Source organism: Alistipes shahii WAL 8301 (assembly GCF_025145845.1).
GTDB lineage: Bacteria > Bacteroidota > Bacteroidia > Bacteroidales > Rikenellaceae > Alistipes > Alistipes shahii.
The window spans coordinates 1511065-1537396 of the sequence record NZ_CP102253.1; the positions used below are offsets into that span (position 1 = coordinate 1511065).

A 26332-nucleotide genomic window follows, 5' to 3' on the forward strand; every position below is an offset into this window, starting at 1 on the left:
TTTACAAATTGGACCCACCCCCAAACCTCCGCCTTGCCGGGGGCTTGTCGCGACGCAACCGGAATGCGGACAATCCGGCAACCGGATTATCTGCCCGAACTTTCACCTTCGACTTTTAGCCTATGAATTGCGACCATAACCTCTTTTTAGCCCTGAATTTCGACGGCGGCCCCTTCATGGACCGCCTGATGCTGACCGTCTCGGGCACGACGATGTGGCTGCCGCTCTACGCGCTGATCCTCTGGCTCGTGTGGCGCCGCGACGGATGGCGCAACGTCATCCTCTTCACGGCGCTGATGATCGCCGCGCTGGTCCTCTCGGACATGATTTCGGGAATCTTCAAGCACAACGGCGTGCTGGGCGGGCTGCTGCCCGACTTCGAACCGCGCTGGCGGCCGATGTTCACCCCCGCGCTCGAAGGGCTGGAGATCGCTCCCGACTCGCTGCGCAAACTGCGCTGGCTGACGCCCGACTCGCTCGCCGCCGCGGGCATCACACACGACTGGGTCGTACACGTCCCCGTCGAGGCCGTGAGCGGCCGCTTCGGGACCGTCTCGGCCCATGCGGCGGTCATTGTCACGCTGGCCGTGCTGTCGGCCTCGGTCATCCGCCGGCGGTGGTTCACGGGACTGATGGTTCTCTCCACCCTCCTGATCTGCTACTCACGCATCTATCTGGGCAAACACTACCCGATGGACCTCGTGTGGGGTACGGCGGTCGGCATCGCGCTGGGACTGGCGGCCTTCTGGACCTACCGGAGACTGTCCCGCCCAAAAAAGGAGCTGCAATAGCAGCTCCTTTTCCGTTTTGTCGCATCACACGGATCAGAATCCCCAATCCGAGGGGACGCATTGCCGCTTGACTTCGGCGGGAACGTCGGGGAAGAAGGTGAAGCCCGTGATTTTTTCGATCTCCTCGACCGACACCATGAATTCGGCCCCCAGCGTCGGCGCCGTCGACCCCTTGATCACGTCGGCATTCTCGAACCAGAACCCCACGGCCTTCAACTCGCCGGCCGAGCACTCCTGAATCGGCTTGCGGAGGTTGCCGCTACGGGTACGCAGCAGCAGCTTGTAGTAATGGGTCGGCACGATGCACTCTTTCGAATACCCCACGGGCGAACACCTCACATCGCCCGAAATCCAGCTGTAATCGTAGGCCCGGGTATTCTCGTCGGCAAAATAGGCGCCCGAAACGCAATAGAGCGTATCGGCGCAGACATACTGATCGGTAAACCGCCGCTCGGCCGCCGCCCAGAGGGTCTGGAACGCCTTGCTGTTATCCATCCGCTGAGCCGAAATATTGCAGGCGAGGAATGTCTGCTTGTTGATCTCCGCCGGATTGTTCTTATCGCCGCATCCGCGGTAGCTCGATGCCAGCAGATGGCCGCGCTGCCATTGATAAGGCCCCTCGGGCGTATCCGAGACGAGAGACTTGGCCCTTCCGTCAATCGGCCACATCACGGCCTGCTCCCCGACGGTCATGTTCGGGTCCTGCGCCCAGGGATCGGTGGCCGGACGCGTCCAGCCGCCCTCCTGATAACAGGCGTGCTGCGGATGGGCGATCCACAGCGGACTGTGGCGGCGCGTGTCGTAGCAGTAGGTGTAGTTGCGCAAATACTGCTTCGAAGTGACGGTCGAGGCCCAGAAAGTGTGGATTTTCTTATGGGTCATATCGGCGGGCGTCGCGGGAAGTTCCGCCCAGCGGTAGCCGGCGACAGTCGTCCCGAGGTCGACCTGCTGACCGCCGCCGCCTGCCGAGAGCCGGATGTCGTCGAAATTCAGTCCGTAGGCGCGCTCCGTACCCGTCGGCGAGAAGCGGATGTACAGCTCGCCGACCGGCTCCTTCAGCGTGAAGCCCACCCTGGTCAACGTCCAGGTGTTGTAGGTCGGAGCAGCCGTATAGGTCAGCGGTTTCCAGCTCTTGCCGTCGGCGCTGATCGCAAGGGTCATGTCGCCCGCCTCGAAAATCGCCCCGAACGAAAGCGTGTAGTCGGTCTCGGCGACCGGCAACGCGATATGCGCGATCGTGAAATAGGTCTTCGCCGGGTCGTAGAACAACTTGGCATAGGCCTTCCCGGAAGCACCGGCGTACTTGCCCGCCGAACCGAAATTGTCGTTGTTGATGCGCATGTTGTAGACCTCATAGCTCACCGTCGAGGCTCCCGCCCCGGTCTGGGTTTTCCACTCCTGATTGCCATCGGCCCAGACCCCGCCGGCTCCGTCGCCGAAATCGAGCGTGAAGAAAGGATCGTCCTGAACATCCGCCCGGCGAACGATCTCCACGGTTTCCGACTTGGCGTCCGAACCCGTTCCGGCAGTGACGGTAAGCACGCAACGCTTGCCCGCAGGAACGTCGCTGACGGTGATCACCCCGTCGCCCGTACCCGAGGCGGGCGAGAATTTGAGCGCCGCATCGGGACACGAAGCCTGCCACGCAGCATTGGAAGTTACCGTAATGCGATTCTCCCCCGCGGGGTTGAAATCCAAGTTGCCGGGAGCGACCGAGAGCGTCACCCCGACGGCATCGGCGGCGCGGGTCACGGTGACCGGCTTGCCCGAGGTCTTGCCCGAGGCGGCGCGCACGCCCACCTGAACGGAAGCGCCCTTGGGCATGTCCCGCACGTAGAACACTCCGTTACCGGAACCCGAGACGGGTTCCACCCGGACGGCAGCCGACTCGGGCGTCCAGAAAACCTGCCACCCGGTGTTGGCGATCACACGGACCGCATTGTTCGCCGGAGTCGTTTCGTCGAAGGTGAACGATGCGGATTCAATGGCGGCATAGCCCTCGTCCGAAGAGTCGTCGCCGCCGCACGAGGCGAGCAGCAGCAGGCACAGGGCGAACGCCCCTGAAACCGGGAAGGGGAAACCCAGCGTGCCGCGAAAGAGAATGGAGAGTTGTTTCATAATTCAGGTTTTAGTCAGACACACAAATATAGCGATAAAAACCAAATAAACAACAACCGCCCGCGCCCGGTTTTCCCGGGCCGCCGCGCCGCGGTTGCAGCCGATTGCGGAAAGAGTTGCTACTTTGCCCTTTTTTCACTAATTTTGCACGGATATAAAACGATACATCAAAAACACACGATATGGCAATCGAACTCAGCGAACAGGAACAGCTTCGCAGGCAGTCGCTCACGGCGTTGCGCAACCTGGGCATCGAACCCTACCCCGCCGCCCGTTACGAAGTGACGGCCACGGCGCGCGAAATCGCCGATAACTACGACGACGCGAAGAAGAATTTCCAGGACGTCCGCATCGCCGGCCGCATCATGTCGCGCCGCATCATGGGCAGCGCCTCGTTCTTCGAGCTACAGGACCACACGGGCCGCATTCAGGTCTACATCCGCCGCGACGACATCTGCCCCGAAGGCGATCCGACGCTCTACAACACGGTTTTCAAGAAACTGCTCGACATCGGCGACTTCATCGGCGTGGAGGGATTCGTCTTCCATACCAACACCGGAGAACTGTCGGTGCACTGCCGTAAGTTCACCGTGCTGTCGAAGTCGATCCGCCCGCTGCCCGTCGTCAAGGAGAAGGACGGCAAGACGTTCGATGCCTTCACCGACCCGGAGGTGCGCTACCGCCAGCGGTATTTGGACCTGATCGTCAACCCGCAGGTGAAGGAGACCTTCGTCCGCCGCGCCAGGATCATGGCCACGATGCGCGAGTTCTTCAACGAACGGGGCTACATCGAGGTCGAGACCCCGATCCTCCAGCCCATCCCCGGCGGCGCATCGGCGCGTCCGTTCATCACCCACCACAACTCGCTCGACATCGACCTCTACCTGCGCATCGCCACGGAACTTTACCTCAAGAAACTGATCGTCGGCGGATTCGACGGCGTCTACGAGTTCGGCAAGAACTTCCGCAACGAGGGCATGGACCGCACGCACAACCCCGAGTTCACGTGCATGGAGATTTACGTGGCCTACAAGGACTACCTCTGGATGATGGAGTTCACCGAGCAGATGCTCGAACGGGTGGCCATGGCCGTGAACGGCACGACGGAGCTGACGATCGACGGCAAGCCGATCTCGTTCAAGGCCCCGTTCCGCCGTCTGACGATGACCGACGCCATCCGCGAAAAGACCGGCTACGACATCACGGGCCGCTCGGAGGAGGAGCTGCGCGAAGCGTGCAAGCAGTTGAACGTCGAGGTCGACGAGACCTTTGGCAAGGGCAAGCTGATCGACGCCATCTTCGGGCAGTACTGCGAGGAGGAGCTGATCCAGCCCACCTTCATCACGGACTACCCGCGCGAGATGTCGCCGCTGTGCAAGCGTCACCGCTCGAACCCCGACCTGACGGAGCGTTTCGAACTGTTCGTCAACGGCAAGGAGCTGTGCAACGCCTATTCGGAGCTGAACGACCCGATCGACCAGCTGGAGCGTTTCCAGGAGCAGTTGCGTCTCTCGGAGAAGGGCGACGACGAGGCCATGTTCATCGACATGGACTTCGTGCGCGCGCTGGAATACGGCATGCCGACCTGCTCGGGAATGGGCATCGGCATCGACCGGCTGACGATGTTTATGACCGACCAGTCCTCGATCCAGGACGTGCTGTTCTTCCCGCAGATGCGCCCCGAGAAGAAGGTCGTGAACGATCCCGCGGAGGCCTACACCGCCATCGGCGTTCCCGAAGAGTGGGTTCCGGTGATTCAGAAGATGGGGTACCTCACCGTCGAGTCGCTCCGCAAACTCGCCCCCGGCAAGTTCTTCAACGACCTGTGCGGATTCAACAAGAAGAACAAGCTCGGACTGAAAGCCCCCTCGATCGACGAGGTCAAGGCGTGGCTGAATTAAAAATTACGGAACGACCCGGTCAGAAAATTTTCGATTTACCCGAAGCGGATCGGCAGACCGCGGCTTCGGCCCAAAAACCGGAAACATCGCGATAAAGTCCCCTCCGAGGAGGGGATTTAGGGGAGGGTAGAATTGCAAACGCGGCGGAACGCCGCGCATGCGAAACCGGGATTCTTGCTATACAAAAGGTAGACTTATTAACATAAAAAAGAATTACAACTATGAGAAAGAAAATTGTTGCCGGCAACTGGAAGATGAACACGCTTCCCGCCGAAGGTGTCGAACTGGCCAAAGGCGTCGTGGCAGGCCGCGGAGAGGTTTGCTCGTGCGTGAACTTCATCGTCTGCCCGCCGTTCACCCATCTGGCGATGGTTGCCGAGGCCCTGAAGGGTTCGGACGTCGCACTCGGCGCGCAGGACTGCGCCACCGAAGCCAAAGGCGCCTACACGGGTGAGATCGCTGCCTCGATGATCGCGGCGCTGGGATGCAAATACGTGATCCTCGGCCACTCGGAGCGCCGCCAGTACTACGGCGAGACCTCCGCGACGCTCAACAAGAAGATGGCGCAGGCCTATGCAAACGGGCTGATCCCCATCTACTGCGTCGGCGAGAACCTCGACGAGCGCGAGGCCGGCAAACACTTCGACGTGGTGAAGGCCCAGATCGAAGAGGTGGTTTACAACCTCACCGAGGAGCAGTACAAGAACCTCGTGATCGCTTACGAACCGGTTTGGGCCATCGGTACGGGCAAGACCGCTTCGGCAGAGCAGGCACAGGAGATCCACGCCTACATCCGCCAGGTGCTCACCGCCAAGTTCGGCGCAGCGGCACAGGAGACGGCGATCCTCTACGGCGGTTCGTGCAAGCCCTCGAACGCCGCCGAAATCTTCGCCAAGGAGGACGTGGACGGCGGCCTGATCGGCGGCGCAGCCCTCAAGGCAGAGGACTTCCTCGCCATCGGCAAGGGGTTCTCGAAGTAATACCGCGACAGCGTACAATTACGGACAGAGCCCCCTGCAAGGGGCCTCTGTCTCTTTATCCGACCCGGATTTCCCAACCATAACTACGACACCATGAAAAAACTGCTGTTTCTCGCCGCCGCACTCTCGGCGGCATGCGCCGCAAGCGCGCAAGGCTACTACACCGACGCCTACAATCCCGACATCACGCGCCACACCGGGCGCATCGCCGCACAGCGCGCGGAATTCATACTGCCCGAGGTGAACGGCTACAACGTCTACAAAGCCGACCTGCACACCCACTCGGTCTACTCCGACGGCGACTGCACGCCCGAATTCCGCGTCCGCGAAGCGTGGTACGACGGCCTGGACGTGCTGGCGATCACCGAACACGTGGAATACCGCCGCCACGAAGGCAAGATGCTGAACTTCCTCAAAGGCTACGTTCCCGAAGGTACGGAGGCCATAAACAACAACATCATCCGGAGGAGCGCCGACGAACGGGGCATCCAGTCGGATCTGAACCTCCCGGTGAAACTGGCCCGGGAGACCGCCCGAAAATACGGTCTGACGATCATTCCCGGCGCCGAGATCACCCGCGAACCGATCGCCTACGGCCACTACAACGCCCTTTTCACCACGGACAACAACTCCCTCTACGCCACCGACGCCCTGCAATCGCTCCGCAACGCCAAGGCGCAGGGGGCGCTGGTGATGCACAACCATCCGGGCTGGCGGCGCAAGAGCCTCGAACACCCCGAGTTCGAAGTCAAAGCCTACGGCGAAGGGCTGATCGACGGCATCGAAATTATGAACGGCGCAGAGTTCTACCCCAAAGCCATCGCACGCGCCCACGCCCGCAAACTGTTCGTGTCGGCGAATACCGACATCCACGATGCGACGGCCGAGACCTACCGGCTTCAGGGCCACAGCCGCAACATGACGCTGATCTTCGCCCGGAACAACTCGCTCGAAGCGCTGCGCGAGGCGCTCGAAGCGCGCCGCACGCTGGCCTATTCGTTCGGCACGATAGCGGGCGACGAACAGCTGCTGAAGGACCTCTTCACGGCATCGGTCCGGACAAAGGTGCTCCACACCGACCCGAGCAACGGCCGCCGCACGGTAAGCCTCACGAACGGCAGTTCGGTGGAGTACGTCCTCCGCTTCCCGGGGCAGAATCCCGTCGTGCTCAAGCCGTTCTCGACGCTGATGACCACCGTAGGACGTGACAAGCCGCTCGACGTCACCGTCGAAAACATGTGGTACTCCGAGAAGGATCATCCCCGGATCGAGATCAATCTGTAATCCCGCACCCGTTAAAAAATCCCCGGCCCGTCGACGGCCGGGGATTTCCATGCCCTCCGCAAAGATGTTCAAAAACGGGCCGAATGCGGCCGGAACAAACTTTTTTCGTATATTTACAGCACATAACAAAACGACATGAGCCGGTTAATCATCAACAATTTCAACGAATTCGCCCAGCACATAGGTCAGGAGCTGGGTGTTTCCGACTACCTGACGATCACGCAGGAGCAGATCGACCTTTTCGCCGACGCCACGCTCGACCACCAGTGGATTCACGTGGACACGGAGCGCGCCCGGACGGAAAGCCCTTATAAATCGACCATTGCGCACGGCTACCTGAACCTTTCGGTGCTCCCCTACCTCTGGGGACAAATTCTGGAGGTCAACAACGTGAAGATGCTGGTCAACTACGGCATCGAGAAACTGCGCTTCAACCGGCCTGTGCTGGCAGGCGACGCAGTCCGGCTGCGCGCCTCGCTGGTGTCGCTCGCAAACCTCCGCGGCATCGCCAAGGCGGAGATCAAGGTGTCGCTCGAAATCAAGGACAGCCCCAAAACGGCCCTCGATGCGACGGTCGTGTTTCTCTATCATTTCCAATAGCGCCAAACGGATCGTAAATTAAACAGGGGCTGTTTACACAGTCCCTGTTTTTGTTGCGGCGATTTTCGATTGCAGGCGAAAGGCTTCAAGCACGACATAAGCCGAAACCGATTTTTCGTGCATCGTAATAAAAAACCCGGATGGGTAGTCCTGACGGACGTCCCATTCGGGTTTTGTTTAGGATGTGCGGGAATATCCGCTTACAAATCCAAAAGGCTACATTTTTTTGCCCACATTGGTCTTCTTCGCAACCTTCGGAGCCGCAGCCTTGGCCGAAGCGGCCTTCGGCGCTGCGGGCTTCTTCGGGGCGGCAGCCTTCTTGGGTGCGGCCTTTTTAGCCTCGCCCTCGACGACGGTAGCCTCCTCGACGGCGTCGGTAGCCTTGGCGGCCGACTTGCGCGAACGGCGCGTCTTCGGTTTTGCCTCCGAAGCGGCTGCGGGAGCGATACCCAGCGTGTAAGGCTCGTTGAAGTCAACGAACTCGATGATGCACATGTCGGCAGCATCGCCCAGACGGAAACCGGTCTTCAGGATGCGGGTGTAACCGCCCGGACGCTCCGAAATCTTCGGCGCGATCGTACGGAACAGCTCCGTAACGGCCTCTTTCTGTTTCAGGTACGAGAATACGATACGGCGCGAGTGCGTCGTGTCCTCCTTCGACTTGGTGACCAGAGGCTCCACGAAACGCTGAACGGCCTTGGCCTTGGCAACCGTCGTTTCGATGCGTTTGTGCAGGATCAGCGACGTGGCCATGTTCGACAGCATGGCCTTGCGGTGGCCTGCCTGACGGCCCAGGTGGTTGAAATTCTTATTGTGTCTCATAATTAATCTTTGTCAAGTTTGTAGATTGATACGTCCATACCGAACTTCAGGTTGAGCGAGGTCAGCAACTCGTCCAGCTCCGTCAGCGACTTCTTGCCGAAGTTGCGGAACTTCAGCAGGTCGTTGCGGTTCAGCTTCACGAGATCCCCCACCGTATCGACATCGGCGGCCTTCAGGCAGTTCAGGGCGCGGACCGAAAGGTCCTGATCCGAGAGCTTCGTCTTCAGCAGCTGACGCATGTGGAGTACATCCTCATCGAACTCCTCGGCACCGTTCGTGTCTTCCATGTTGACGGTGATCTTCTCGTCGGAGAAGAGCATGAAGTGCTGGATGAGAATTTTTGCGGCCTCTTTCAGAGCCTCTTTGGGGTGAATCGACCCGTCGGTGGTAATTTCCAAATTCAGCTTCTCGTAGTCGGTCTTCTGCTCGACGCGGTAGTTTTCGATCGAGTACTTCACGTTCTTGATGGGCGTGAAGATCGAGTCGATCGGAAGCGTTCCGAACTCGCTTTCAGCGGGAGCGTTCTCCTCGGCAGGCACGTAGCCGCGGCCTTTGCCGATCGTGAGCGTCATCTGCATCTTCGTTCCCGGGGCCAGGTGACAGATCACCAGGTCGGGATTGAGGACCTTGAAGAACGACAGGTAATTCGAGATATATCCGGCAGTCAGCTCCGTAACACCCGCAACGTTAATGGATACTTTTTCGGCATCCTGATTATCGACTGTGCGGATAAAACGAACCTGCTTCAGATTGAGGATGATGTTCAACATATCCTCCATCACACCGGGGATAGCGGCAAACTCGTGATCGACACCGGCTACCTTGACAGTCGTGATTGCGTAACCCTCCAGCGAAGAGAGCAGAATACGACGCAAAGCGTTACCGACAGTCATACCGAATCCGGGCTCCAGCGGTCGGAATTCGAACTTCCCGAACGACGAAGTGGATTCAAGCATAATAACCTTCTCAGGTTTCTGGAATGCTAATATTGCCATAATAGGTGAATTTGTTTTGATTACTACTTCGAGTACAACTCGACGATGAGCTGCTCCTTGATGTTCTCGGGGATCTCCTCACGCTCGGGTTTCTGCAGGAAACGGCCGCTCATCGAGGCGTTGTCCCACTCCAACCAGGCGTAGCGGCTCTTCGACGAGCCGGCCAGGGATGCCGAGATCACTTCCAGACTCTTCGACTTCTCGCGAACCGACACCACGTCACCCGCGCGCAGCGAGTACGAGGGGATGTTCACGACGCTGCCGTTCACGCAGATGTGGCAGTGCGAAACGAGCTGGCGGGCAGCCGCACGCGTCGGGGCGATACCCAAGCGGTAAACGACGTTGTCCAGGCGGCACTCCAGCAGCTTCAGCAGGTTCTCACCCGTGATACCGCCCATGCGGGCAGCCTGCTCGTAGGTGCGCGAGAACTGCTTCTCCAGCAGGCCGTACGTGTACTTCGCCTTCTGCTTCTCGCTCAACTGCGTGCCGTACTCCGACACTTTCTTGCGCTTGCGCGCCAGACCATGCTGTCCGGGAGGATAGTTGCGCTTTTCGAGCACCTTATCCGCACCATAGATAGCTTCGCCGAATTTACGGGCGATTTTCGATTTAGGTCCTATGTATTTTCCCATTGTTCTGTCTTTTTTTAAAACCTTGAAATTATCCTTAACCTGTGCCTGAATTATACGCGGCGGCGGTTAGGAGCACGGCAGCCGTTGTGCGGCAGCGGCGTAACGTCGATGATCTCCATCACCTCGATACCGGCGCCGTGGATCGTGCGCACGGCCGACTCGCGGCCTGCACCCGGACCCTTCACATAAACCTTCACCTTGCGCAGGCCCATGTCGTAAGCGACCTTGGCGCAATCCGCCGAAGCGGTCTGTGCTGCATACGGAGTATTCTTCTTCGAACCACGGAAGCCCATCTTGCCGGCCGACGACCAGCTGATGACATCGCCCACCTCGTTGGTGATGGTGATGATTACGTTGTTGAAAGTGGAGTGTACATAGACATTGCCCAGCGCACCGACCTTAACAACCTTTTTCTTAACTGTTCCAGTTTTCTTTGCCATAATTCTCTAAAGATTACTTCGTTGCCTTTTTCTTGTTTGCGACAGTCTTCTTGCGGCCCTTGCGGGTACGCGCGTTGTTCTTGGTCGACTGACCGCGGACGGGAAGACCCAAACGGTGACGGATGCCGCGGTAGCAGCCGATGTCCATCAGGCGCTTGATGTTCAGCTGGACCATCGAACGGCATTCGCCCTCGACTTTCAGACCCAGGTCGGCGATCGTCGAACGGATCGCACCGATCTGGTCGTCCGACCAATCCTGTACTTTGAGATCGTAGCTGATGCCAGCGGTCTCGAGAATCTTACGAGCCGTCGAACGACCGATACCGTAGATATAGGTCAGGCCGATCTCGCCTCTTTTGTTTTTCGGTAAATCTACACCGACTATACGTGCCATATAAATTCTTTTTCTTTTTTGACTTGTTTAAAAAACATTACCCCTGGCGCATTTTAAACTTGGGATTCTTTTTGCAAATGACATAAAGTTTGCCTTTACGCTTCACAATCTTGCAATCCTCGCTTCTTTTCTTGATGGATGCTTTAACTTTCATGATTTTCAAGCAATCTAATTATTTGTACCGGAAAGATATACGTCCCTTCGTAAGGTCATAGGGCGTCATCTCCACTTTTACTTTATCTCCGGGAAGGATCTTGATGTAGTGCATACGCATCTTTCCCGAGATATGGGCCGTGAGAATGTGGCCGTTGTCCAGTTCGACGCGGAACATCGCGTTGGACAGCGCCTCGATAATCGTCCCGTCCCTTTCAATAGCAGTTTGTTTTGCCATAGAGTCTTAATTGTTTATTGCCTTTTCGATGATACTGAAGTCCGTCAGGACATCGGGTCCCGATTTGCGGACCGCAACGGCGAACTCGTAGTGCGCCGCCGGTTTGTGGTCCTGCGTGCGGACCGTCCAGCCATCCCGTTCGAAAACCACCGCTTTGGTCCCCATGTTGATCATGGGTTCGATGCAGATGACCATGCCCTCCTTCAGGAGCGGTCCTCTGCCGCGTGCGCCGTAATTGGGAACACCGGGGTCTTCGTGCATTTTCCGACCCAGTCCGTGTCCCTCCAGTTCGCGCACGACTCCGTAGCCGAAACTTTCGGCGTACTCCTGCACGGCTGCCGACACGTCGCCTACGCGGTTGCCGGCTTTGGCCTGCGCCGTACCTTTATAAAGAGCCTCTTTGGTGACGTCCATCAGCTGCCTAACTTCCCCGGCAACCTCGCCAACGGCAAACGTATATGCCGAATCACCAACAAACCCCTTCATAAACGTACCGCAATCGACCGAAACGATGTCGCCCTCTTTGAGAACGCATTTCGAGGATGGGATACCGTGAACCACCTGTTCGTTTACCGATATACACAACGAAGCGGGAAATCCCTGATACCCGAGGAAGGCGGGAACTGCTCCGTGCGCGCGGATGAAATCCTCGGCAATCGAATCCAACTCCTTGGTGGTGACGCCCGGACGAATGTGGCGACCCACTTCCGCCAGCGTCTCCGACACCAGGATGTTGTTCTCCCGGAGCAGCTCTATCTCCTCGTCTGTCTTTAAATAGATCATTTCTTCGCTTAAGAACTCTTCGGAAAAACTCCTAATGACGACCCTGAATACGTCCGGTCTTCATCAGACCATCGTAATGGCGCATCAGCAGGTAGCTCTCGATCTGCTTCAGAGTGTCGAGTACCACACCGACCATGATCAGCAGCGACGTACCTCCGTAGAAGTAGGCGAACGACTGCTGGATGCCCAGGAACTTCATCGCCAGCGCGGGCAGGATCGCCACGATCGCCAGGAAGAACGAACCCGGAAGGGTGATACGCGTCATGATGGTGTCGATGTAGTTCACGGTCTGCTTACCCGGTTTCACTCCCGGGATAAATCCGCCGTTTCGCTTCATGTCATCGGCCATCATTTGAGGGTTGATGATAATCGCCGTGTAGAAGTAGGTGAAGGCGATTACCAGCACTGCAAGCGTGAAGTTGTACCAGAAACCGGTCATCGAGCTGAAAGCAGCCGCGAAAGCCGTACCGGAGAACAGCGCCGGAATAAACATCAGAGCCTGCGCGAAGATGATAGGCATCACATTCGCGGCATTCATCTTCAGCGGAATGTACTGACGTACGCCGCCGTACTGTTTGTTACCGACGATACGCTTTGCATACTGTACAGGGACCTTGCGGACCGCCTGTACCAGAGCGATCGTTGCCATGAAGACAAGGAACAGCAGCACCAGCTCGAGGATCAGCATGATGGCGCTACCCGAGGCAGTCTGGAAGCGGGCGTTGACCTCGGCCAACAGCGCGTGCGGGAGACGTGCCACGATACCGATCATAATGATCAGCGAGATACCGTTACCGATACCCTTGTCGGTGATCTTCTCGCCCAGCCACATGATGAACATGGTTCCGGCGATCAGGATCGTCGTCGCATAGGCAACGAAGCCGAACGAATTGCCGTAAACGAACGCAGTGGGCATCTGATGGTACAGGTTGGCGATGTACGCCGGACCTTGCAGGATCAGCACGCCGATCGTCAGGAAGCGTGTCCACTGGTTCATCTTGCGGCGGCCGCTCTCACCCTCCTTCTGCATTTTCTGGAAATACGGAACCATCATACCCATGAGCTGGATGATGATCGAGGCGGTGATGTACGGCATGACTCCGAGCGCGAAAATAGCGGCGTTGCCGAACGCACCGCCGGAGAAGACGTCCAACAGACCCAGAAGTCCGTTGCCTTCCAGCTGGCTGGCATACGCCGAACCCTCGCCCAGGGCGTTGGGGTTGATGCCCGGAATCACGACGAAACTACCCAAGCGGTAGACCAGCAGAAGCCCGATCGTGTAAATGACACGCTTGCGAAGCTCCTCGATCTTGTAGATATTCTTGAGCGTTTCTACCAATTTCTTGTTGGTCGCCAAAAGAGCGATTACCACCAAAAAGACGACACCAACAACGAGATACTGATTCATAATTTTTGGGTTCTAAGGTTGCTTACAGTTTTTCGACGCTGCCCCCGGCTGCCGTGATGGCCGCCTCGGCGCTCTTCGAGAACGCATGCGCCTTGACGGCGAGCGCCTTCGAAATCGTGCCGTTGCCCAGGATCTTCACCTTGTCGTTCGACGAGATGAAACCTGCGGCGATGAGCGTGTCGACCGTAACCTCCGTGAGCGATTTCTTGGCTGCCAGCTCCTCGAGCGTCGAGAGGTTGATGGCCTTGAATTCAACTCGTTTCAGATTCGTGAAACCGAACTTGGGGAGGCGACGCTGCAGCGGCATCTGGCCACCCTCGAAGCCGAGCTTGCGCGAGTAACCCGAACGCGACTGTGCACCCTTGTGTCCACGGGTGGCCGTGCCGCCGTGGCCCGAACCTGCACCGCGGCCGATCCGTTTATCGTGATGCGTTGAACCCTTTGCGGGTTTGAGATTATTGAGTTCCATTGTTATAGTCCGTTAGCTGTTAAACTTATTCTGCGGCCTGTGCAGCCTCCTCCTTGACCTCGGCTTTCTTGGCCTTGGGGGCAGCCTTCTTGGCGGGGGCTACTTCCTCGACCTTCACGAGGTGCTTCACGCGCGCAATCATACCTTTTATGATCACCGAGTCGTCGTGCTCGACGCTCGCGTTGATCCTTTTCAGACCCAGCGCGTCAAGGTTCTTGCACTGACGCTCCGTGGAGCCGATGCGGCTTTTGACCTGGGTGATTTTCAATCTTGCCATGTTCTTCTTGAGAATTAACCGTTAAACACCTTGTCCATCGAGATACCGCGCACGCGGGCGATGCTGTGGGCATCGCGCAGCTCGCACAGTGCGCCGATGGTCGCTTTCACCAGGTTGTGGGGATTCGAAGAGCCCTTGCTCTTGGCAAGCACGTTCTTGATGCCTACCGACTCCAGAACGGCACGCATGGCACCGCCGGCGATGACACCCGTACCGGGAGCGGCCGGACGAATCATCACGAGCGAACCGCTGTAACGCGACTCCTGCTTGTGGGGGATCGTACCGTTGATAACCGGAATCTTCACCAGGTTCTTCTTTGCGTCCTCCACGCCCTTGGCGATGGCCGACTGAACCTCCGAAGCCTTACCCAGGCCGTAGCCCACGACGCCGTCTTCGTTGCCGACGACGACGATGGCCGAGAAACTGAACGTGCGGCCACCCTTCGTAACCTTGGTAACGCGCTGGATGCTGACGAGACGGTCCTTGAGTTCGAGATCGCTCGTGCGTACTTTCTTTATGTTGGTATTTGACATAATCGCTTAGAATTTAAGTCCGCCTTCGCGTGCTGCTTCGGCCAGCTGTTTAACTCTTCCGTGATACAGGTAGCCGTTGCGGTCGAAGGCTACTTCGCTGATGCCTTTGGCAACGGCGCGCTCGGCGGCCAGCTTGCCTACCAGGGCGGCGACTTCGCACTTGTTCTTGCCGGCGGCTGCTTCCGCAACCTCCTTGTCCAGCGAGGAAGCCGTAGCCAGGGTAACACCTGCGAGGTCGTCGATAAACTGTACGTAGATCTGCTTGTTGCTACGATATACAGTCATGCGAGGCTGTGAAGGCGTTCCGCTCACGATCTTGCGGATACGCATCTTGATCCTCTCTCTTCTTTCTATCTTGTTCAATGACATAACTTCAGACTATTTACTATTTAGCACCTGCTGATTTACCGGCCTTGCGACGGATCTGCTCGCCGACGAACTTGATACCCTTGCCCTTGTACGGCTCCGGCTTGCGCAGCGAACGGAGCTTCGCGGCAACCTGGCCGATGAGCTGCTTGTCGATCGACTTGAAGGTTACGATCGGGTTGCCCTTTTTCTCGGTAACGGCCGTGGCGGTCACCTCCTTGGGCAGCAGGAAATGCGTGTCGTGCGAGTAGCCGAGGCTCATTTCGAGCACCTGGCCCTTGACCTCGGCCTTGAAGCCGACGCCGACGAGTTCCTGTTTGATTTCATAGCCTTTCGACACGCCGACAACCATGTTGTTGATCAGCGCGCGGTACAGCCCGTGCAGCGAACGGTGGCGGGGCTGGTTGGTGGGACGGGTCACCAGAACGGCGGGAACTTCCTTGCCCGTATGAACGTCCGTGTGCGTGCCGACCTCTACCTTAATGTCCGAGTCAACTTTCTGGCTCAGCGTCCCGAGTGGCCCTTTCACGCTTACCGTGTTGTCGGCAGCTACCTCCACGGTAACGCCGGCCGGCAGGTTTACAGGTAATTTACCAATTCTTGACATTGTGTTGTTCTTTAATGATTTGCGATTAGTAGATATAGCACAGCACCTCGCCGCCCACGTTCTCCTGACGGGCCTTGGCGTCGGTCATGATGCCTTTCGACGTGGAAACGATGGCGATGCCCAGGCCGTTCAAAACGCGGGGCATGTCCGAAACCGACGCATAGCGGCGCAGACCCGGGCGGCTTACGCGCTTGAGGTCCTTGATGGCGTTGGTCTTGGTGGCGGGGTCCCACTTCAGAGCGATTTTGATCGACGGATGACCTTTCTCGTCCTTGTCGAATTTGTAAGCGAGAATATAACCCTGCTCATAGAGGATCTTGGTCATCTCCTGCTTAATTTTTGAACCGGGAGCTTCAACCACTTTGTGGTTGGCTTTCACCGCGTTTCTAATTCTGGTCAGAAAGTCCGCAATAGGATCAGTCATAACGAATAGAAGTTAAAAATTAGTAATGAATGTTTGTTTTCGGGCGCTCTAATAGTTTTTGCAGTTTCCGCATTCCGAATCGTCGTTATCGCCGCCGCTGGCGGCGTTTACAAATCTGACCCTCCCCTAAATCCCCTCCTCGGAGGGGACTTTATAGCAAGGTCCCGAGGTTTCCGAATACGTCGAATAAATTCAACGTGTTTTTTACCTAACTGCAATACCTATCTTCAAACAACCCTTTTTTGTTTATTTCTTTGGCTTTCAGAGATATAGCTATTCACCAAACCCTTCCGGCCCTTGTTTTGCCCCCTCGTTCGCCTACGCACGCGAGGGCCTAAAGCGCGCAAATATACGCATTATTTCCCAAACAGCCAAGTTATCGCCTGATTTTTAGCGATTTTAGCCCTGCCTCCGGAACGCAGACAATGTTAGCACCCGATGTTGCTAACATGTATCCGCACAAAATTCCCTTTCGGCGACAGTCTTTCGGTTCCTCCGGCACGGCATTCGCCGCACCCTGGTCCCGATTCCCGCCCTTCGGAACGCCACACGGACCGCCACGCAGCCCCGTTTCGTCCCTCCGTTCCGGCAGCCTGAAAGTCTTCGCTTCCGCCGCGTTGCACAACTTCCGCATTGTCCCTTCGGCTAAACCTTCCGGCATCCGCCCTCCGCTCACGCAGCCACGGCATCAACCTTCCGGCCCCTGGTCCGAGAAATTTGTAACCAAGCGCCCAACCCCTCGTTACGCCCCACATATCGGGAAGTTACCGCTTGCGGCGGCACTTTCCCCGACACTGTGACGTATCTACACGGGCTGAACACCCCTATCGGCCCCGTTTCCTTCCGAGAGACTCGCTCTCCACAGGCTCCTCACCTTCCGGAAAACGGAACTTTTATTCAGAATCGCAGGATCTGCGGGTTTCAGGCGGTCGCACGCTCGCCCCTCCCCGCACCTGCGGCTGCTACCAGCTGGCTTTCGTAACGCCCGGGATCAGCCCCTTCGAGGCCATTTCGCGGAACTGGATACGGCTGATGCCGAACAGGCGAATGTAGCCCTTGGGACGCCCCGTGATCTTGCAGCGATTGTGCTGGCGGATGGGATTCGAGTTGCGGGGCAGCTTCGCAAGCGCCTGCCATGCCTCTTCGTGATCCATCTCACCGCTCTTCACCTTGGCAGCGATCTCCTCGCGCTTGTGAGCATAGCGGTTTGCGAGTTTCGCACGCTTCACCTCGCGGGCCTTCATAGATTCTTTTGCCATAGCTTATTGATTCTTTTTAGCGTTTTTGAAAGGAAGACCGAACTCGCGGAGCAGGGCGTAAGCCTCCTCGTCAGTTTTGGCCGTCGTTACGAACGTGATCTCCATGCCGAAGATCTTGGTGATCTTGTCGATGTCGATCTCCGGGAAGATGATCTGCTCGGTGATGCCCAGGGTGTAGTTGCCCTGGCCGTCGAACTTCTCGTTGATACCCTTGAAATCCCGGATTCGGGGAAGAGCGACAGCGATCAGACGCTCCAGAAACTCGTACATCTTCGTGTCGCGCAGCGTCACGCGCACGCCGATCGGCATGCCCTTACGCAGCTTGAAGTTCGAAATGTCCTTGCGCGAGCGGGTCTGAACGGCCTTCTGACCGGTGATCTGCGTCAGTTCGGCTTCGGCCACGTCGATGAGTTTCTTATCGGCGACAGCCTGGCCCATACCCTGGTTGATTACGATCTTCGTGAGCTTCGGGCACTGCATAATGCTCGTGTAACCGAACTCCTTCATAAGGACAGATTTGATCTGCTCCTTATATTTTGTCTTGAGTGTAGGTACGTATGCCATTATTTGATCTCCTCCCCTGACTTTTTAGCGAAACGAACTAATTTACCTTTTGCATCCGTCTTGCGGCCGACCTTGGAGGGTTTGCCCGACTTGGGGTCGATGAGCATGAGGTTCGAAATGTGAATCGGAGCCTCTTTCTCGACGATGCCTCCCTGGGGGTTCTGCGCATTGGGCTTCGTGGCCTTCTTGCAGAGGTTCACACCTTCGACGATGGCGCGCTGCTTCGAAACCTCGACCTTCAGGACTTTGCCCGTCTGGCCTTTGCTGTCACCGGCGATAACCTGAACCTGATCCCCTTTCTTAATATGTAATTTTGACATATCCGAAATAGTTTTTATGATTACAATACTTCGGGTGCGAGGGAGATAATCTTCATATACTGGTCGCGCAGCTCGCGAGCTACGGGGCCGAATATACGAGTACCGCGCATTTCACCCTGGTTGTTAAGCAGCACCACGGCGTTGTCGTCGAAACGAATGTACGAACCGTTGGCACGTCTGATTTCCTTCGTGGTTCTCACGACTACGGCTTTCGACACGGCGCCCTTCTTGACATCGCCCGAGGGAGCCGCGCTCTTGACAGCCACGACGATCTTATCGCCGATGGATGCATAGCGACGCTTCGTGCCGCCGAGCACCCGGATGCAGAGGACCTCCTTCGCACCGCTGTTATCAGCTACAATGAGTCTACTTTCCTGTTGTATCATAACTACTTAGCTCTTTCAATGATTTGTACTAATCTCCAACGCTTCGTTTTGCTCAGCGGGCGGGTTTCCATGATGCGTACGGTATCGCCCTCCCTGCAGGTCTCGTCGAGCGACTCGGCCACGAACTTGGTCGTCTTGTTCACGAACTTACCGTAGATAGGATGCTTCACCTTACGTGCTACTGCAACCACAATGGTTTTCTCCATCTTGTTGCTGACAACCACACCGATACGCTCTTTTCTAAGATTTCTTTCCATAGTTGTTCTCGTTATTTAGCGTTTTTTTGACGCAGAACGGTCAGCATGCGAGCTATATCTCTGCGGTTCTTCTTAATGATCGACGGGTTCTCGACGGGGGACACCGCGTGCTGCACCTTCAGCTTCGCGAGCTGGGCCTTTTCGGTCTCGATGCGCTCCTGCAGGTCCTTTGTCGAAATATCCTTGATTTCTGCACTTTTCATGTTCTGTGTCCCTTAAATTGTGGTTTCGACGTAGTCACGTCTTACGATAAACTTGGTGGTGATGGGCAGTTTCTGGGCGCCCAGACGCAGCGCTTCCTGCGCAACCGCCAGGGGCACACCCTCTGCCTCGAAGAGAATGCGTCCGGGCGTAACAGGCGCCACGAAGCCTTCGGGATTACCCTTACCCTTACCCATACGTACCTCGGCGGGCTTCTTCGTGATGGGTTTATCGGGGAAGATGCGGATCCACAGCTGTCCCTCACGCTTCATGTAACGCGTAATGGCCTGACGTGCCGCCTCTATCTGACGACCCGTGATCCAGGTCGATTCAAGTGCCTTGATTGCGAACGATCCGTATGCAAGCTGGTTACCTCTTTGAGCGATACCCTTCATACGGCCTTTCTGCATTCTTCTAAATTTGGTCTTTTTCGGCTGTAACATGTTAGTTCTGCTTTAAAAAGGTCCTACTTACTGATTGTTATTGCGACGGTCTCCGCCCCGACGTCCGCCGCGACGGTCTCCACCGCGACGGTCTCCGCGGTCACCGCGTCCGCCACGACGGTCGCCGCGCTCACCGCGGTCGCCCGAAGGTGCCTGCGCCGAAGCGCCTGCGATTTCGAACAGGTCGCGCTGGCCGTATACGATGCCCTGGCAGATCCACACCTTCACGCCCAGGATACCCACTTTCGTGAGGGCCTCCGTGAGGCAGTAGTCGATGTCTGCGCGGAACGTGTGCAGCGGAATGCGTCCCTCCTTGATCGTCTCCGTACGGGCCATCTCGGCGCCGCCGACACGGCCGGCAACCTGGATCTTGATACCCTCGGCGCCCATGCGCATGGTCGAAGCCACGGCCGTCTTCACGGCGCGGCGGAACGATACGCGGCCCTCCAGCTGGCGGGCGATGTTCTGGCCGACGATGACAGCGTCCACCTCGGGGCGTTTCACCTCGAAGATGTTGATCTGGATCTCCTTGCCGGTGAGCTTCTTCAGCTCCTCCTTCAGCTTGTCGACCTCCTGGCCGCCCTTGCCGATGATGATGCCCGGACGGGCGGTCGAAATCGTAACCGTCACCAGTTTGAGCGTGCGCTCGATGATGATCTTCGAGATCGACGCCTTCGCCAGACGGACATTCAGATACTTGCGGATCTTGGCGTCCTCGACGAGTTTGTCGGAGAAATCCTTGCCTCCGAACCAGTTGGAATCCCAACCCCGGATGATACCAAGACGATTTGCTATCGGATTAACTTTCTGTCCCATCTGATTACTTGTTTTCTACGGTTACCATTTTGTCAACTACGATCGTTACGTGGTTCGAACGCTTGCGGATCCGGTGTGCGCGACCCTGGGGCGCAGCCTGAATACGCTTCAGCATGCGACCGCCGTCGACGAATACCTCTTTCACGCAGAGTTTCACATCCTCCAGACGCTCCGACTCGTTCTTGGCCTCCCAGTTGGCGATCGCCGACTTGAGGAGCTTCTCCATACGGATCGACGCCTCCTTCTTCGAGTAACGAAGGATGCCCAGAGCCTTGTTGATCTCCACGCCGCGGATGATGTCGGCCACCAGGCGCATCTTGCGGGGAGAGGTCGGGCAATCACGCATAATGGCGATAGCCTTCTGCTTCTTTTCAGCCTTTAACTGTGCGGCTTTATTTGCTTTTCTTGCACCCATTTTCTACCTATTTTTTCTTGTTACCTGCGTGACCGCGGAAGTTGCGGGTGGGAGCAAACTCGCCGAGTTTGTGTCCTACCATGTTCTCTGTTACATACACCGGAATGAATTTGTTTCCGTTGTGGACAGCTACCGTCTGACCTACGAAGTCAGGCGAGATCATACTTGCTCGCGACCATGTCTTGATTACCGACTTTTTATTTCCTTCCGCCTGGGCGACGATCTTCGCTTCGAGCTTGGGGTCGATAAACGGTCCTTTTTTTAATGAACGGCTCATTATGTACTCTTATTTAATTATTTTTTCTTCTTGGAAATAATAAACTTCGAGGTCGTCTTCTTCGGGTTACGAGTCTTATAACCCTTGGCAAGCAGACCCTTGCGCGAACGCGGGTGACCACCCGACGCACGGCCTTCGCCACCACCCATCGGGTGATCCACCGGGTTCATGACGACACCGCGGTTGCGCGGACGGCGGCCGAGCCAACGCTCGCGTCCTGCCTTGCCCGAGCTTTCGAGGCTGTGGTCGACGTTCGACACGACACCCACCGTAGCGCGGCAAGTTACGAGTACCATACGAGTCTCGCCCGAAGGCAGCTTGATGACGGCGAATTTGCCTTCACGAGCCAGCAGCTGGGCGTAGGAACCGGCCGAACGGGCCATAGCGGCCCCCTGACCGGGGTAGAGTTCAATGTTGTGGACGACCGTACCCAGGGGAATCTCGCTCAGGAAGAGCGTGTTTCCGACCTCGGGAGCGACGCCTGCGCCGCTCATGACGGTCTGGCCCACCTGGAGTCCGTTGGGTGCGATGATGTAGCTCTTCTCACCGTCGGCGTATACCAGGAGTGCGATGCGCGCGGTACGATTGGGGTCGTACTCGATCGTTTTTACAGTTGCGGCGATGCCGTCCTTCGAGCGTTTGAAGTCGACGTTACGATACATCTGCTTGTGACCGCCGCCGATGTAGCGGACCGTCATCTTGCCGTCGTTGTTACGTCCACCCGAGCTCTTCTTGGGGCTGAGCAGCGATTTCTCCGGTTTCGACGTCGTGATCTCGTCGAACGTGCCGATAATCTTATGTCTCGTACCTGCGGTTACAGGTTTAAATTTTCTTACTGCCATCTTCGTTAGATATTACTGTAAAAATCGATCTTGTCTCCATCCTTCAAGGTGACGATCGCCTTCTTGAAGTTATTGGCGCGACCCTCCAAGAGGCCCGCCTTGGTGTAGCGGCTCTTGAGTTTGCCCATGTAGTTCACGGTGTTCACGTCCGTAACGACGACGTTGTACATCTGCTCTACGGCATTGCGAATCTGCAGCTTGTTAGCCCTCACGTCAACGATAAAACCGTAGCGATTCAACTTTTCGCCCTGAATCGTCATTTTCTCGGTCAAAACCGGCTTAATAATAATGTCCATTGTAACTTGCGTTTTTAAGCTAACATCGTATTCAATACATTCTCGGCGCCTTCCACCATCACGATGGCCGATGCGTTCATCACGTCGTAGGTGCAGACGTTCTGAGCCAGCACGGGCTTCACATAGGGAAGGTTGCGGCACGACAGCTGCAGGTTGACGTTCGATTCGGGGAGAACCAGCAGCACCTTCTTGTCGTCGACCTTGAGCGCCTCGGCCAGAGCCACGACCGACTTGGTCTTGGGAGCCTCCAGCGACATCGTCTCGACGATGCTGATGGCGCCGGCCTGAGCCTTGTAGGTCAGCGCGCTGCGGCGGGCCAGCTGCTTGAGCTTCTTGTTGAGCTTGAAGCTGTAATCGCGGGGCTGGGGACCGAAGATGCGGCCGCCTCCCGGGAACAGGGGCGACTTGATGCTGCCCGCACGGGCGCCGCCGGTGCCTTTCTGACGCTTGAGTTTGCGCGTCGAGCCGGCAACTTCGTTGCGCTGCTTCGACTTGTGCGTACCCTGACGCTGGTCAGCGAGATACTGCTTCACGTCGAGGTAAATAGCGTGGTCATTAGCCTCCACGCCGAAGACGGCGTCCGAAAGGACTACCTTACGACCCGTCTCTTTTCCTTGTGTGTTTAATACAGCTAATTCCATACTATTTTTCAATCGTTAAATAAGCACCTTTTGCTCCCGGAATCGAACCTTTCACGAGGATGAGGTTGCTCTCGGGGATTACTTTCAATACACGCAGGTTCAAAACCTTGACCTGCTCGCCGCCCATCTGGCCGGGCAGACGTTTGCCCTTGAAGACGCGCGAGGGATAGGACGACGCGCCCAGCGAACCCGGCTTGCGCGCACGGTTGTGCTGGCCGTGGGTCTGGCCGCCGACGCCGCCGAAGCCGTGACGCTTCACTACGCCCTGGAAGCCTTTTCCTTTCGAGATCCCGGTCACGTCCACCCAGTCCTCTTCCGAGAAGAGTTCTACGGTCAGCGTGTCGCCGAGATTCACTTCAGGCATGTCCTTGAATTCCGCAAGTTTGCGTTTCGGAGTCGTGCCGGCTTTCTTGAAGTGACCTAACAAACTGCTGGTGGCGTGCTTTTCACTCGTCTCGTCATAGGCAATCTGAACCGCCTCGTAGGTATCCTTCTCGACGGTCTTGATTTGCGTAACAACGCACGGTCCAGCCTCAATGACAGTGCATGGTATGTTCTTACCCTCGGCACTGTAAACGGAAGTCATTCCGATTTTCTTTCCAATAAGTCCTGACATTTGTTGTCAATTGTTTGTTATAAATAGTAATAAAGTGATGTAACGTTTTTTGTCTTGCCGTCTGGTTATCATATATTTCGATGTACCGGTCGCTTTCAGCCGCCATTGCCGCCTGCGGCGCCATTGACAAATCCGGCTCCATCCCGGTCTTCCCTCGGGGAGGGAGATGGCGTGCGCTCCGCACGGTTGGTACACTATATATAATCAATCACCTCCGGTTCCCGTCGTCCTGCCCCGCTCCCGTTCCCCTGCCCGGGGCAACGCTCGCCGAGCCGACCCGCCCCCGGTTCCTTCTTTCGAAGAAACCCGGGTTACAGCTCGGAAAACCGGCAGACATCCTGTCCGATCACACCTTGATCTCTACCTCCACACCCGAGGGAAGCTCCAGTTTCATCAGCGCGTCGATCGTTTTGGGCGTCGACGAGTAGATGTCGAGGATACGCTTGAAGGTGCAGAGCTGGAACTGCTCGCGGGCTTTCTTGTTGACGAAAGTCGAGCGGTTGACCGTAAAAATCTGCTTGTGCGTGGGAAGGGGCACCGGGCCGCTCACGACGGCGCCCGTGCTCTTCACAGTCTTCACAATCTTCTCGGCCGACTTGTCCACGAGATTGTGATCGAATGACTTTAACTTGATTCTAATCTTCTGGTTCATATTGTTTGCTTATTCTATATCCTTACGTTTACCACTCGCTTTCTCGATGATCTCCTTGGCCAGGTTGGCAGGGACCTCCTCGAAGTGCGAGAACTCCATGGACGAGGTTGCGCGGCCCGACGAAATCGTACGCAGTACGGTCACATAGCCGAACATCTCCGACAGGGGAACCTTGGCCTTCACCACGCGGGCGGTGCCTTTCGACTCCATGCCGGTAACCTGTCCGCGACGCTTGTTCAGGTCGCCGATGATGTCGCCCATGTTCTCCTCGGGGGTCACGACCTCCACGTTCATAATAGGCTCCATAATCACCGAACCGGCCTTGGGAGCCGCTGCGCGGTAACCGTTGCGGGCTGCGATCTCGAACGACAGCTGGTCGGAGTCCACGGGGTGGAACGAACCGTCGAGCAGCGTGATCTTCATCGAGTCCATCTTGTAGCCGGCCAGCGCACCGTTCGCCATCGCCGAAGCGAAGCCCTTCTGCACTGCGGGGATAAACTCCTTGGGAATGTTACCGCCCTTGACCTGGTCTACGAACGTAAGGCCCATGGCGCCGTCGTCGGCGGGACCGATCTCGAAGATGATGTCGGCAAACTTACCGCGACCGCCGGTCTGCTTCTTGAAGACCTCGCGGTGCTGAACCGTCTTGGTGAGCGACTCCTTGTAGTTCACCTGGGGAGCGCCCTGGTTGATCTCCACACCGAACTCGCGGCGCAGACGGTCCACGATGATGTCGAGGTGAAGCTCGCCCATGCCGCTGATCACCGTCTGACCCGAATCCTCGTCGGTGTGCACCGTGAAGGTGGGGTCCTCTTCAGCCAGCTTGCCCAGGGCGATGCCGAGCTTGTCGAGGTCCTTCTGGGTCTTCGGCTCCACGGCCAGACCGATCACCGGCTCGGGGAAGGTCATCTGCTCCAGCACGATGGGTGCGTTCTCGGCGCAGAGCGTGTCGCCCGTGCGGATCTCCTTGAAACCTACGGCCGCGCAGATGTCGCCGGCGCCGACGGTCTCCATCGGGTTCTGCTTGTTGGCGTGCATCTGGTAGATGCGGCTGATACGCTCGCGCTTGCCGCTGCGGGTGTCCAGGATGTAGGAACCGGCATCGAGCTTACCCGAGTATACGCGCACGAAAGCCAGACGGCCTACGAACGGGTCGGTAGCGATCTTGAACGCCAGACCGCAGAACGGATCGCTCTCCGAAGCGTGGCGAACCTCTTCCTGCTCGGTTTTGGGGTTCATGCCCGTAACGGGGGGCAGGTCGAGCGGCGAGGGCAGGAAAGCCATCACGTAGTCGAGCAGTTTCTGCACGCCCTTGTTGTGGAACGACGAACCGCAGAGCATCGGGACGATCTGCATCGAGATCGTCGCCTTGCGGATCGCTGCGAGCAGCTCGTCGGCGGTGATCGAATCGGGGTCCTCGAAGAACTTCTCCATCAGCGCATCGTCGGTGGAAGCCACCTCCTCGATGAGCTTGCCGCGCCACTCGGCGGCCTCGGCCTTCATCGACTCGGGAATCTCCTTCAGCTCGAAGTTGTCGCGGACGGTCTTGTCGTCGTAATAATAGATAGCGTTATTATATATAAGGTCTACCAGACCTTCGAACTTGTCCTCGGCGCCGATAGGCAGAACGACCGGAAGGGCCGTAGCTCCGAAGTGCTCCTTGATCTGTGCGCACACCGACAGGAAGTCGGCGCCCGTGCGGTCCATCTTGTTGACGTAACCCAGACGGGGCACGTTGTACTTGTCGGCCTGACGCCATACGGTCTCCGACTGCGGCTCCACGCCGCCTACGGCGCAGAACGTGGCGATAGCGCCGTCCAGCACGCGCAGCGAACGCTCCACCTCGACCGTGAAGTCGACGTGTCCCGGGGTGTCGATCAGATTGATCTGGTACTGGTTGCCCATGTAGTTCCAGAAAGCGGTCGTTGCAGCCGAGGTGATCGTGATGCCGCGCTCCTGCTCCTGAACCATCCAGTCCATGACGGCAGCGCCTTCGTGCGTTTCACCGATCTTGTGGGTTTTGCCCGTGTAGAAAAGGATTCGCTCCGACGTGGTGGTTTTACCGGCATCGATGTGAGCCATGATACCGATATTGCGAGTATATTTTAAATCTCTGGTTGCCATCTGTTCGG

At 57.2% G+C, this 26332-nt stretch carries 37 protein-coding genes; 5 read left to right on the forward strand and 32 right to left on the reverse strand.

The features are described 5' to 3' along the window. Positions 1–122 precede the first annotated feature (122 nt). Positions 123–791, forward strand: coding sequence for a phosphatase PAP2 family protein (locus tag NQ492_RS06535; protein WP_015547077.1), 669 nt, complete (start codon positions 123–125; stop codon positions 789–791). A gap of 33 nt (positions 792–824) precedes the next feature. On the opposite strand, the gene NQ492_RS06540 is transcribed toward NQ492_RS06535, so the two are convergent. Next, entirely contained in the window at positions 825–2909 is a 2085-nt protein-coding gene (locus tag NQ492_RS06540; RefSeq protein ID WP_015547076.1) for a DNA/RNA non-specific endonuclease, read from the reverse strand. A gap of 182 nt (positions 2910–3091) precedes the next feature. Between NQ492_RS06540 and lysS the strand changes: the two genes are divergently transcribed. The 4 genes from lysS (at position 3092) to NQ492_RS06560 (ending at position 7674) form a co-directional block, all read left to right on the forward strand. Further along, complete coding sequence (lysS, locus tag NQ492_RS06545) at positions 3092–4810, forward strand: lysine--tRNA ligase (protein ID WP_015547075.1); 1719 nt, start codon at positions 3092–3094, stop codon at positions 4808–4810. Positions 4811–5031: 221 nt separating this feature from the next. After that, a complete protein-coding gene (tpiA, locus tag NQ492_RS06550) occupies positions 5032–5790 on the forward strand; it encodes a triose-phosphate isomerase (RefSeq protein WP_015547074.1) in 759 nt (252 codons plus the stop codon). A 93-nt stretch (positions 5791–5883) separates the two neighbouring features. Next, on the forward strand, positions 5884–7074 hold the full coding sequence (locus NQ492_RS06555) for a PHP domain-containing protein (protein WP_015547073.1): 1191 nt from the start codon (positions 5884–5886) through the stop codon (positions 7072–7074). Between the two features lie 135 nt (positions 7075–7209). Continuing rightward, positions 7210–7674 (forward strand): MaoC family dehydratase, encoded by a 465-nt coding sequence (locus NQ492_RS06560; protein WP_015547072.1) that lies wholly within the window; start codon positions 7210–7212, stop codon positions 7672–7674. A gap of 216 nt (positions 7675–7890) precedes the next feature. Here NQ492_RS06560 and rplQ read toward each other — a convergent pair whose 3' ends face one another. The 31 genes from rplQ to fusA all read right to left on the reverse strand — a co-directional run bounded on the left by rplQ (position 7891) and on the right by fusA (position 26324). After that, positions 7891–8496, reverse strand: coding sequence for a 50S ribosomal protein L17 (rplQ, locus tag NQ492_RS06565; protein ID WP_015547071.1), 606 nt, complete (start codon positions 8494–8496; stop codon positions 7891–7893). Positions 8497–8498: 2 nt separating this feature from the next. Continuing rightward, positions 8499–9491, reverse strand: coding sequence for a DNA-directed RNA polymerase subunit alpha (locus NQ492_RS06570; protein WP_044054329.1), 993 nt, complete (start codon positions 9489–9491; stop codon positions 8499–8501). Between the two features lie 23 nt (positions 9492–9514). Next, on the reverse strand, positions 9515–10123 hold the full coding sequence (gene rpsD, locus NQ492_RS06575; protein WP_015547069.1) for a 30S ribosomal protein S4: 609 nt from the start codon (positions 10121–10123) through the stop codon (positions 9515–9517). 50 nt (positions 10124–10173) lie between these two features. Further along, on the reverse strand, positions 10174–10563 hold the full coding sequence (gene rpsK, locus NQ492_RS06580; RefSeq protein WP_015547068.1) for a 30S ribosomal protein S11: 390 nt from the start codon (positions 10561–10563) through the stop codon (positions 10174–10176). 13 nt (positions 10564–10576) lie between these two features. Then, positions 10577–10957 carry a 30S ribosomal protein S13 gene (gene rpsM, locus NQ492_RS06585; RefSeq protein WP_015547067.1) on the reverse strand — a complete coding sequence of 127 codons (381 nt, stop codon included), beginning with the start codon at positions 10955–10957 and terminating at the stop codon, positions 10577–10579. Positions 10958–10994: 37 nt separating this feature from the next. Then, on the reverse strand, positions 10995–11111 hold the full coding sequence (gene ykgO, locus NQ492_RS06590) for a type B 50S ribosomal protein L36 (protein WP_010262443.1): 117 nt from the start codon (positions 11109–11111) through the stop codon (positions 10995–10997). A gap of 18 nt (positions 11112–11129) precedes the next feature. Next, on the reverse strand, positions 11130–11348 hold the full coding sequence (infA, locus tag NQ492_RS06595; RefSeq protein ID WP_015547066.1) for a translation initiation factor IF-1: 219 nt from the start codon (positions 11346–11348) through the stop codon (positions 11130–11132). 6 nt (positions 11349–11354) lie between these two features. Beyond that, a complete protein-coding gene (gene map, locus NQ492_RS06600) occupies positions 11355–12131 on the reverse strand; it encodes a type I methionyl aminopeptidase (RefSeq protein ID WP_015547065.1) in 777 nt (258 codons plus the stop codon). Positions 12132–12162: 31 nt separating this feature from the next. Next, on the reverse strand, positions 12163–13539 hold the full coding sequence (gene secY, locus NQ492_RS06605; RefSeq protein ID WP_044054326.1) for a preprotein translocase subunit SecY: 1377 nt from the start codon (positions 13537–13539) through the stop codon (positions 12163–12165). Between the two features lie 22 nt (positions 13540–13561). Then, positions 13562–14008 carry a 50S ribosomal protein L15 gene (gene rplO / locus NQ492_RS06610; RefSeq protein WP_015547064.1) on the reverse strand — a complete coding sequence of 149 codons (447 nt, stop codon included), beginning with the start codon at positions 14006–14008 and terminating at the stop codon, positions 13562–13564. A gap of 25 nt (positions 14009–14033) precedes the next feature. After that, complete coding sequence (rpmD, locus tag NQ492_RS06615; RefSeq protein WP_022061021.1) at positions 14034–14285, reverse strand: 50S ribosomal protein L30; 252 nt, start codon at positions 14283–14285, stop codon at positions 14034–14036. Positions 14286–14299: 14 nt separating this feature from the next. Further along, entirely contained in the window at positions 14300–14818 is a 519-nt protein-coding gene (rpsE, locus tag NQ492_RS06620; protein WP_015547063.1) for a 30S ribosomal protein S5, read from the reverse strand. A gap of 6 nt (positions 14819–14824) precedes the next feature. Then, complete coding sequence (gene rplR / locus NQ492_RS06625; RefSeq protein WP_044054323.1) at positions 14825–15187, reverse strand: 50S ribosomal protein L18; 363 nt, start codon at positions 15185–15187, stop codon at positions 14825–14827. A gap of 16 nt (positions 15188–15203) precedes the next feature. Beyond that, positions 15204–15791 carry a 50S ribosomal protein L6 gene (rplF, locus tag NQ492_RS06630; protein WP_044054321.1) on the reverse strand — a complete coding sequence of 196 codons (588 nt, stop codon included), beginning with the start codon at positions 15789–15791 and terminating at the stop codon, positions 15204–15206. A 25-nt stretch (positions 15792–15816) separates the two neighbouring features. Further along, on the reverse strand, positions 15817–16215 hold the full coding sequence (rpsH, locus tag NQ492_RS06635) for a 30S ribosomal protein S8 (protein WP_044054319.1): 399 nt from the start codon (positions 16213–16215) through the stop codon (positions 15817–15819). A 962-nt stretch (positions 16216–17177) separates the two neighbouring features. Next, complete coding sequence (rpsN, locus tag NQ492_RS06640; RefSeq protein WP_044054318.1) at positions 17178–17474, reverse strand: 30S ribosomal protein S14; 297 nt, start codon at positions 17472–17474, stop codon at positions 17178–17180. Between the two features lie 3 nt (positions 17475–17477). Further along, positions 17478–18038, reverse strand: a complete 561-nt coding sequence (rplE, locus tag NQ492_RS06645; RefSeq protein WP_044054316.1) for a 50S ribosomal protein L5 — start codon at positions 18036–18038, stop codon at positions 17478–17480. Next, the gene (gene rplX, locus NQ492_RS06650) at positions 18038–18358 is read right to left on the reverse strand and encodes a 50S ribosomal protein L24 (RefSeq protein WP_015547057.1); all 321 of its coding nucleotides are present in this window, start codon (positions 18356–18358) and stop codon (positions 18038–18040) included. Before rplX ends, rplE begins: the two co-directional genes overlap by 1 nt. 20 nt (positions 18359–18378) lie before the next feature. After that, complete coding sequence (gene rplN / locus NQ492_RS06655) at positions 18379–18744, reverse strand: 50S ribosomal protein L14 (protein ID WP_015547056.1); 366 nt, start codon at positions 18742–18744, stop codon at positions 18379–18381. 2 nt (positions 18745–18746) lie between these two features. Then, positions 18747–19001, reverse strand: a complete 255-nt coding sequence (gene rpsQ, locus NQ492_RS06660) for a 30S ribosomal protein S17 (RefSeq protein WP_015547055.1) — start codon at positions 18999–19001, stop codon at positions 18747–18749. Positions 19002–19012: 11 nt separating this feature from the next. Continuing rightward, on the reverse strand, positions 19013–19204 hold the full coding sequence (gene rpmC / locus NQ492_RS06665) for a 50S ribosomal protein L29 (RefSeq protein ID WP_015547054.1): 192 nt from the start codon (positions 19202–19204) through the stop codon (positions 19013–19015). Positions 19205–19216: 12 nt separating this feature from the next. Continuing rightward, on the reverse strand, positions 19217–19645 hold the full coding sequence (gene rplP / locus NQ492_RS06670; protein WP_015547053.1) for a 50S ribosomal protein L16: 429 nt from the start codon (positions 19643–19645) through the stop codon (positions 19217–19219). Positions 19646–19672: 27 nt separating this feature from the next. Continuing rightward, positions 19673–20461 carry a 30S ribosomal protein S3 gene (gene rpsC / locus NQ492_RS06675; protein ID WP_015547052.1) on the reverse strand — a complete coding sequence of 263 codons (789 nt, stop codon included), beginning with the start codon at positions 20459–20461 and terminating at the stop codon, positions 19673–19675. Between the two features lie 4 nt (positions 20462–20465). After that, positions 20466–20876, reverse strand: a complete 411-nt coding sequence (gene rplV / locus NQ492_RS06680) for a 50S ribosomal protein L22 (protein WP_044054314.1) — start codon at positions 20874–20876, stop codon at positions 20466–20468. A 7-nt stretch (positions 20877–20883) separates the two neighbouring features. Next, entirely contained in the window at positions 20884–21153 is a 270-nt protein-coding gene (gene rpsS / locus NQ492_RS06685; protein ID WP_015547050.1) for a 30S ribosomal protein S19, read from the reverse strand. Between the two features lie 17 nt (positions 21154–21170). Further along, positions 21171–21995 (reverse strand): 50S ribosomal protein L2, encoded by an 825-nt coding sequence (gene rplB / locus NQ492_RS06690; protein WP_015547049.1) that lies wholly within the window; start codon positions 21993–21995, stop codon positions 21171–21173. Between the two features lie 5 nt (positions 21996–22000). Then, positions 22001–22291, reverse strand: coding sequence for a 50S ribosomal protein L23 (gene rplW / locus NQ492_RS06695; protein WP_015547048.1), 291 nt, complete (start codon positions 22289–22291; stop codon positions 22001–22003). A gap of 14 nt (positions 22292–22305) precedes the next feature. Next, a complete protein-coding gene (gene rplD, locus NQ492_RS06700) occupies positions 22306–22932 on the reverse strand; it encodes a 50S ribosomal protein L4 (RefSeq protein ID WP_044054311.1) in 627 nt (208 codons plus the stop codon). Position 22933: 1 nt separating this feature from the next. Then, a complete protein-coding gene (rplC, locus tag NQ492_RS06705) occupies positions 22934–23548 on the reverse strand; it encodes a 50S ribosomal protein L3 (RefSeq protein ID WP_044054309.1) in 615 nt (204 codons plus the stop codon). A gap of 346 nt (positions 23549–23894) precedes the next feature. Continuing rightward, positions 23895–24200, reverse strand: coding sequence for a 30S ribosomal protein S10 (gene rpsJ / locus NQ492_RS06710; RefSeq protein ID WP_004329464.1), 306 nt, complete (start codon positions 24198–24200; stop codon positions 23895–23897). A gap of 9 nt (positions 24201–24209) precedes the next feature. Next, complete coding sequence (gene fusA, locus NQ492_RS06715) at positions 24210–26324, reverse strand: elongation factor G (protein ID WP_044054305.1); 2115 nt, start codon at positions 26322–26324, stop codon at positions 24210–24212. Positions 26325–26332 lie beyond the last annotated feature (8 nt).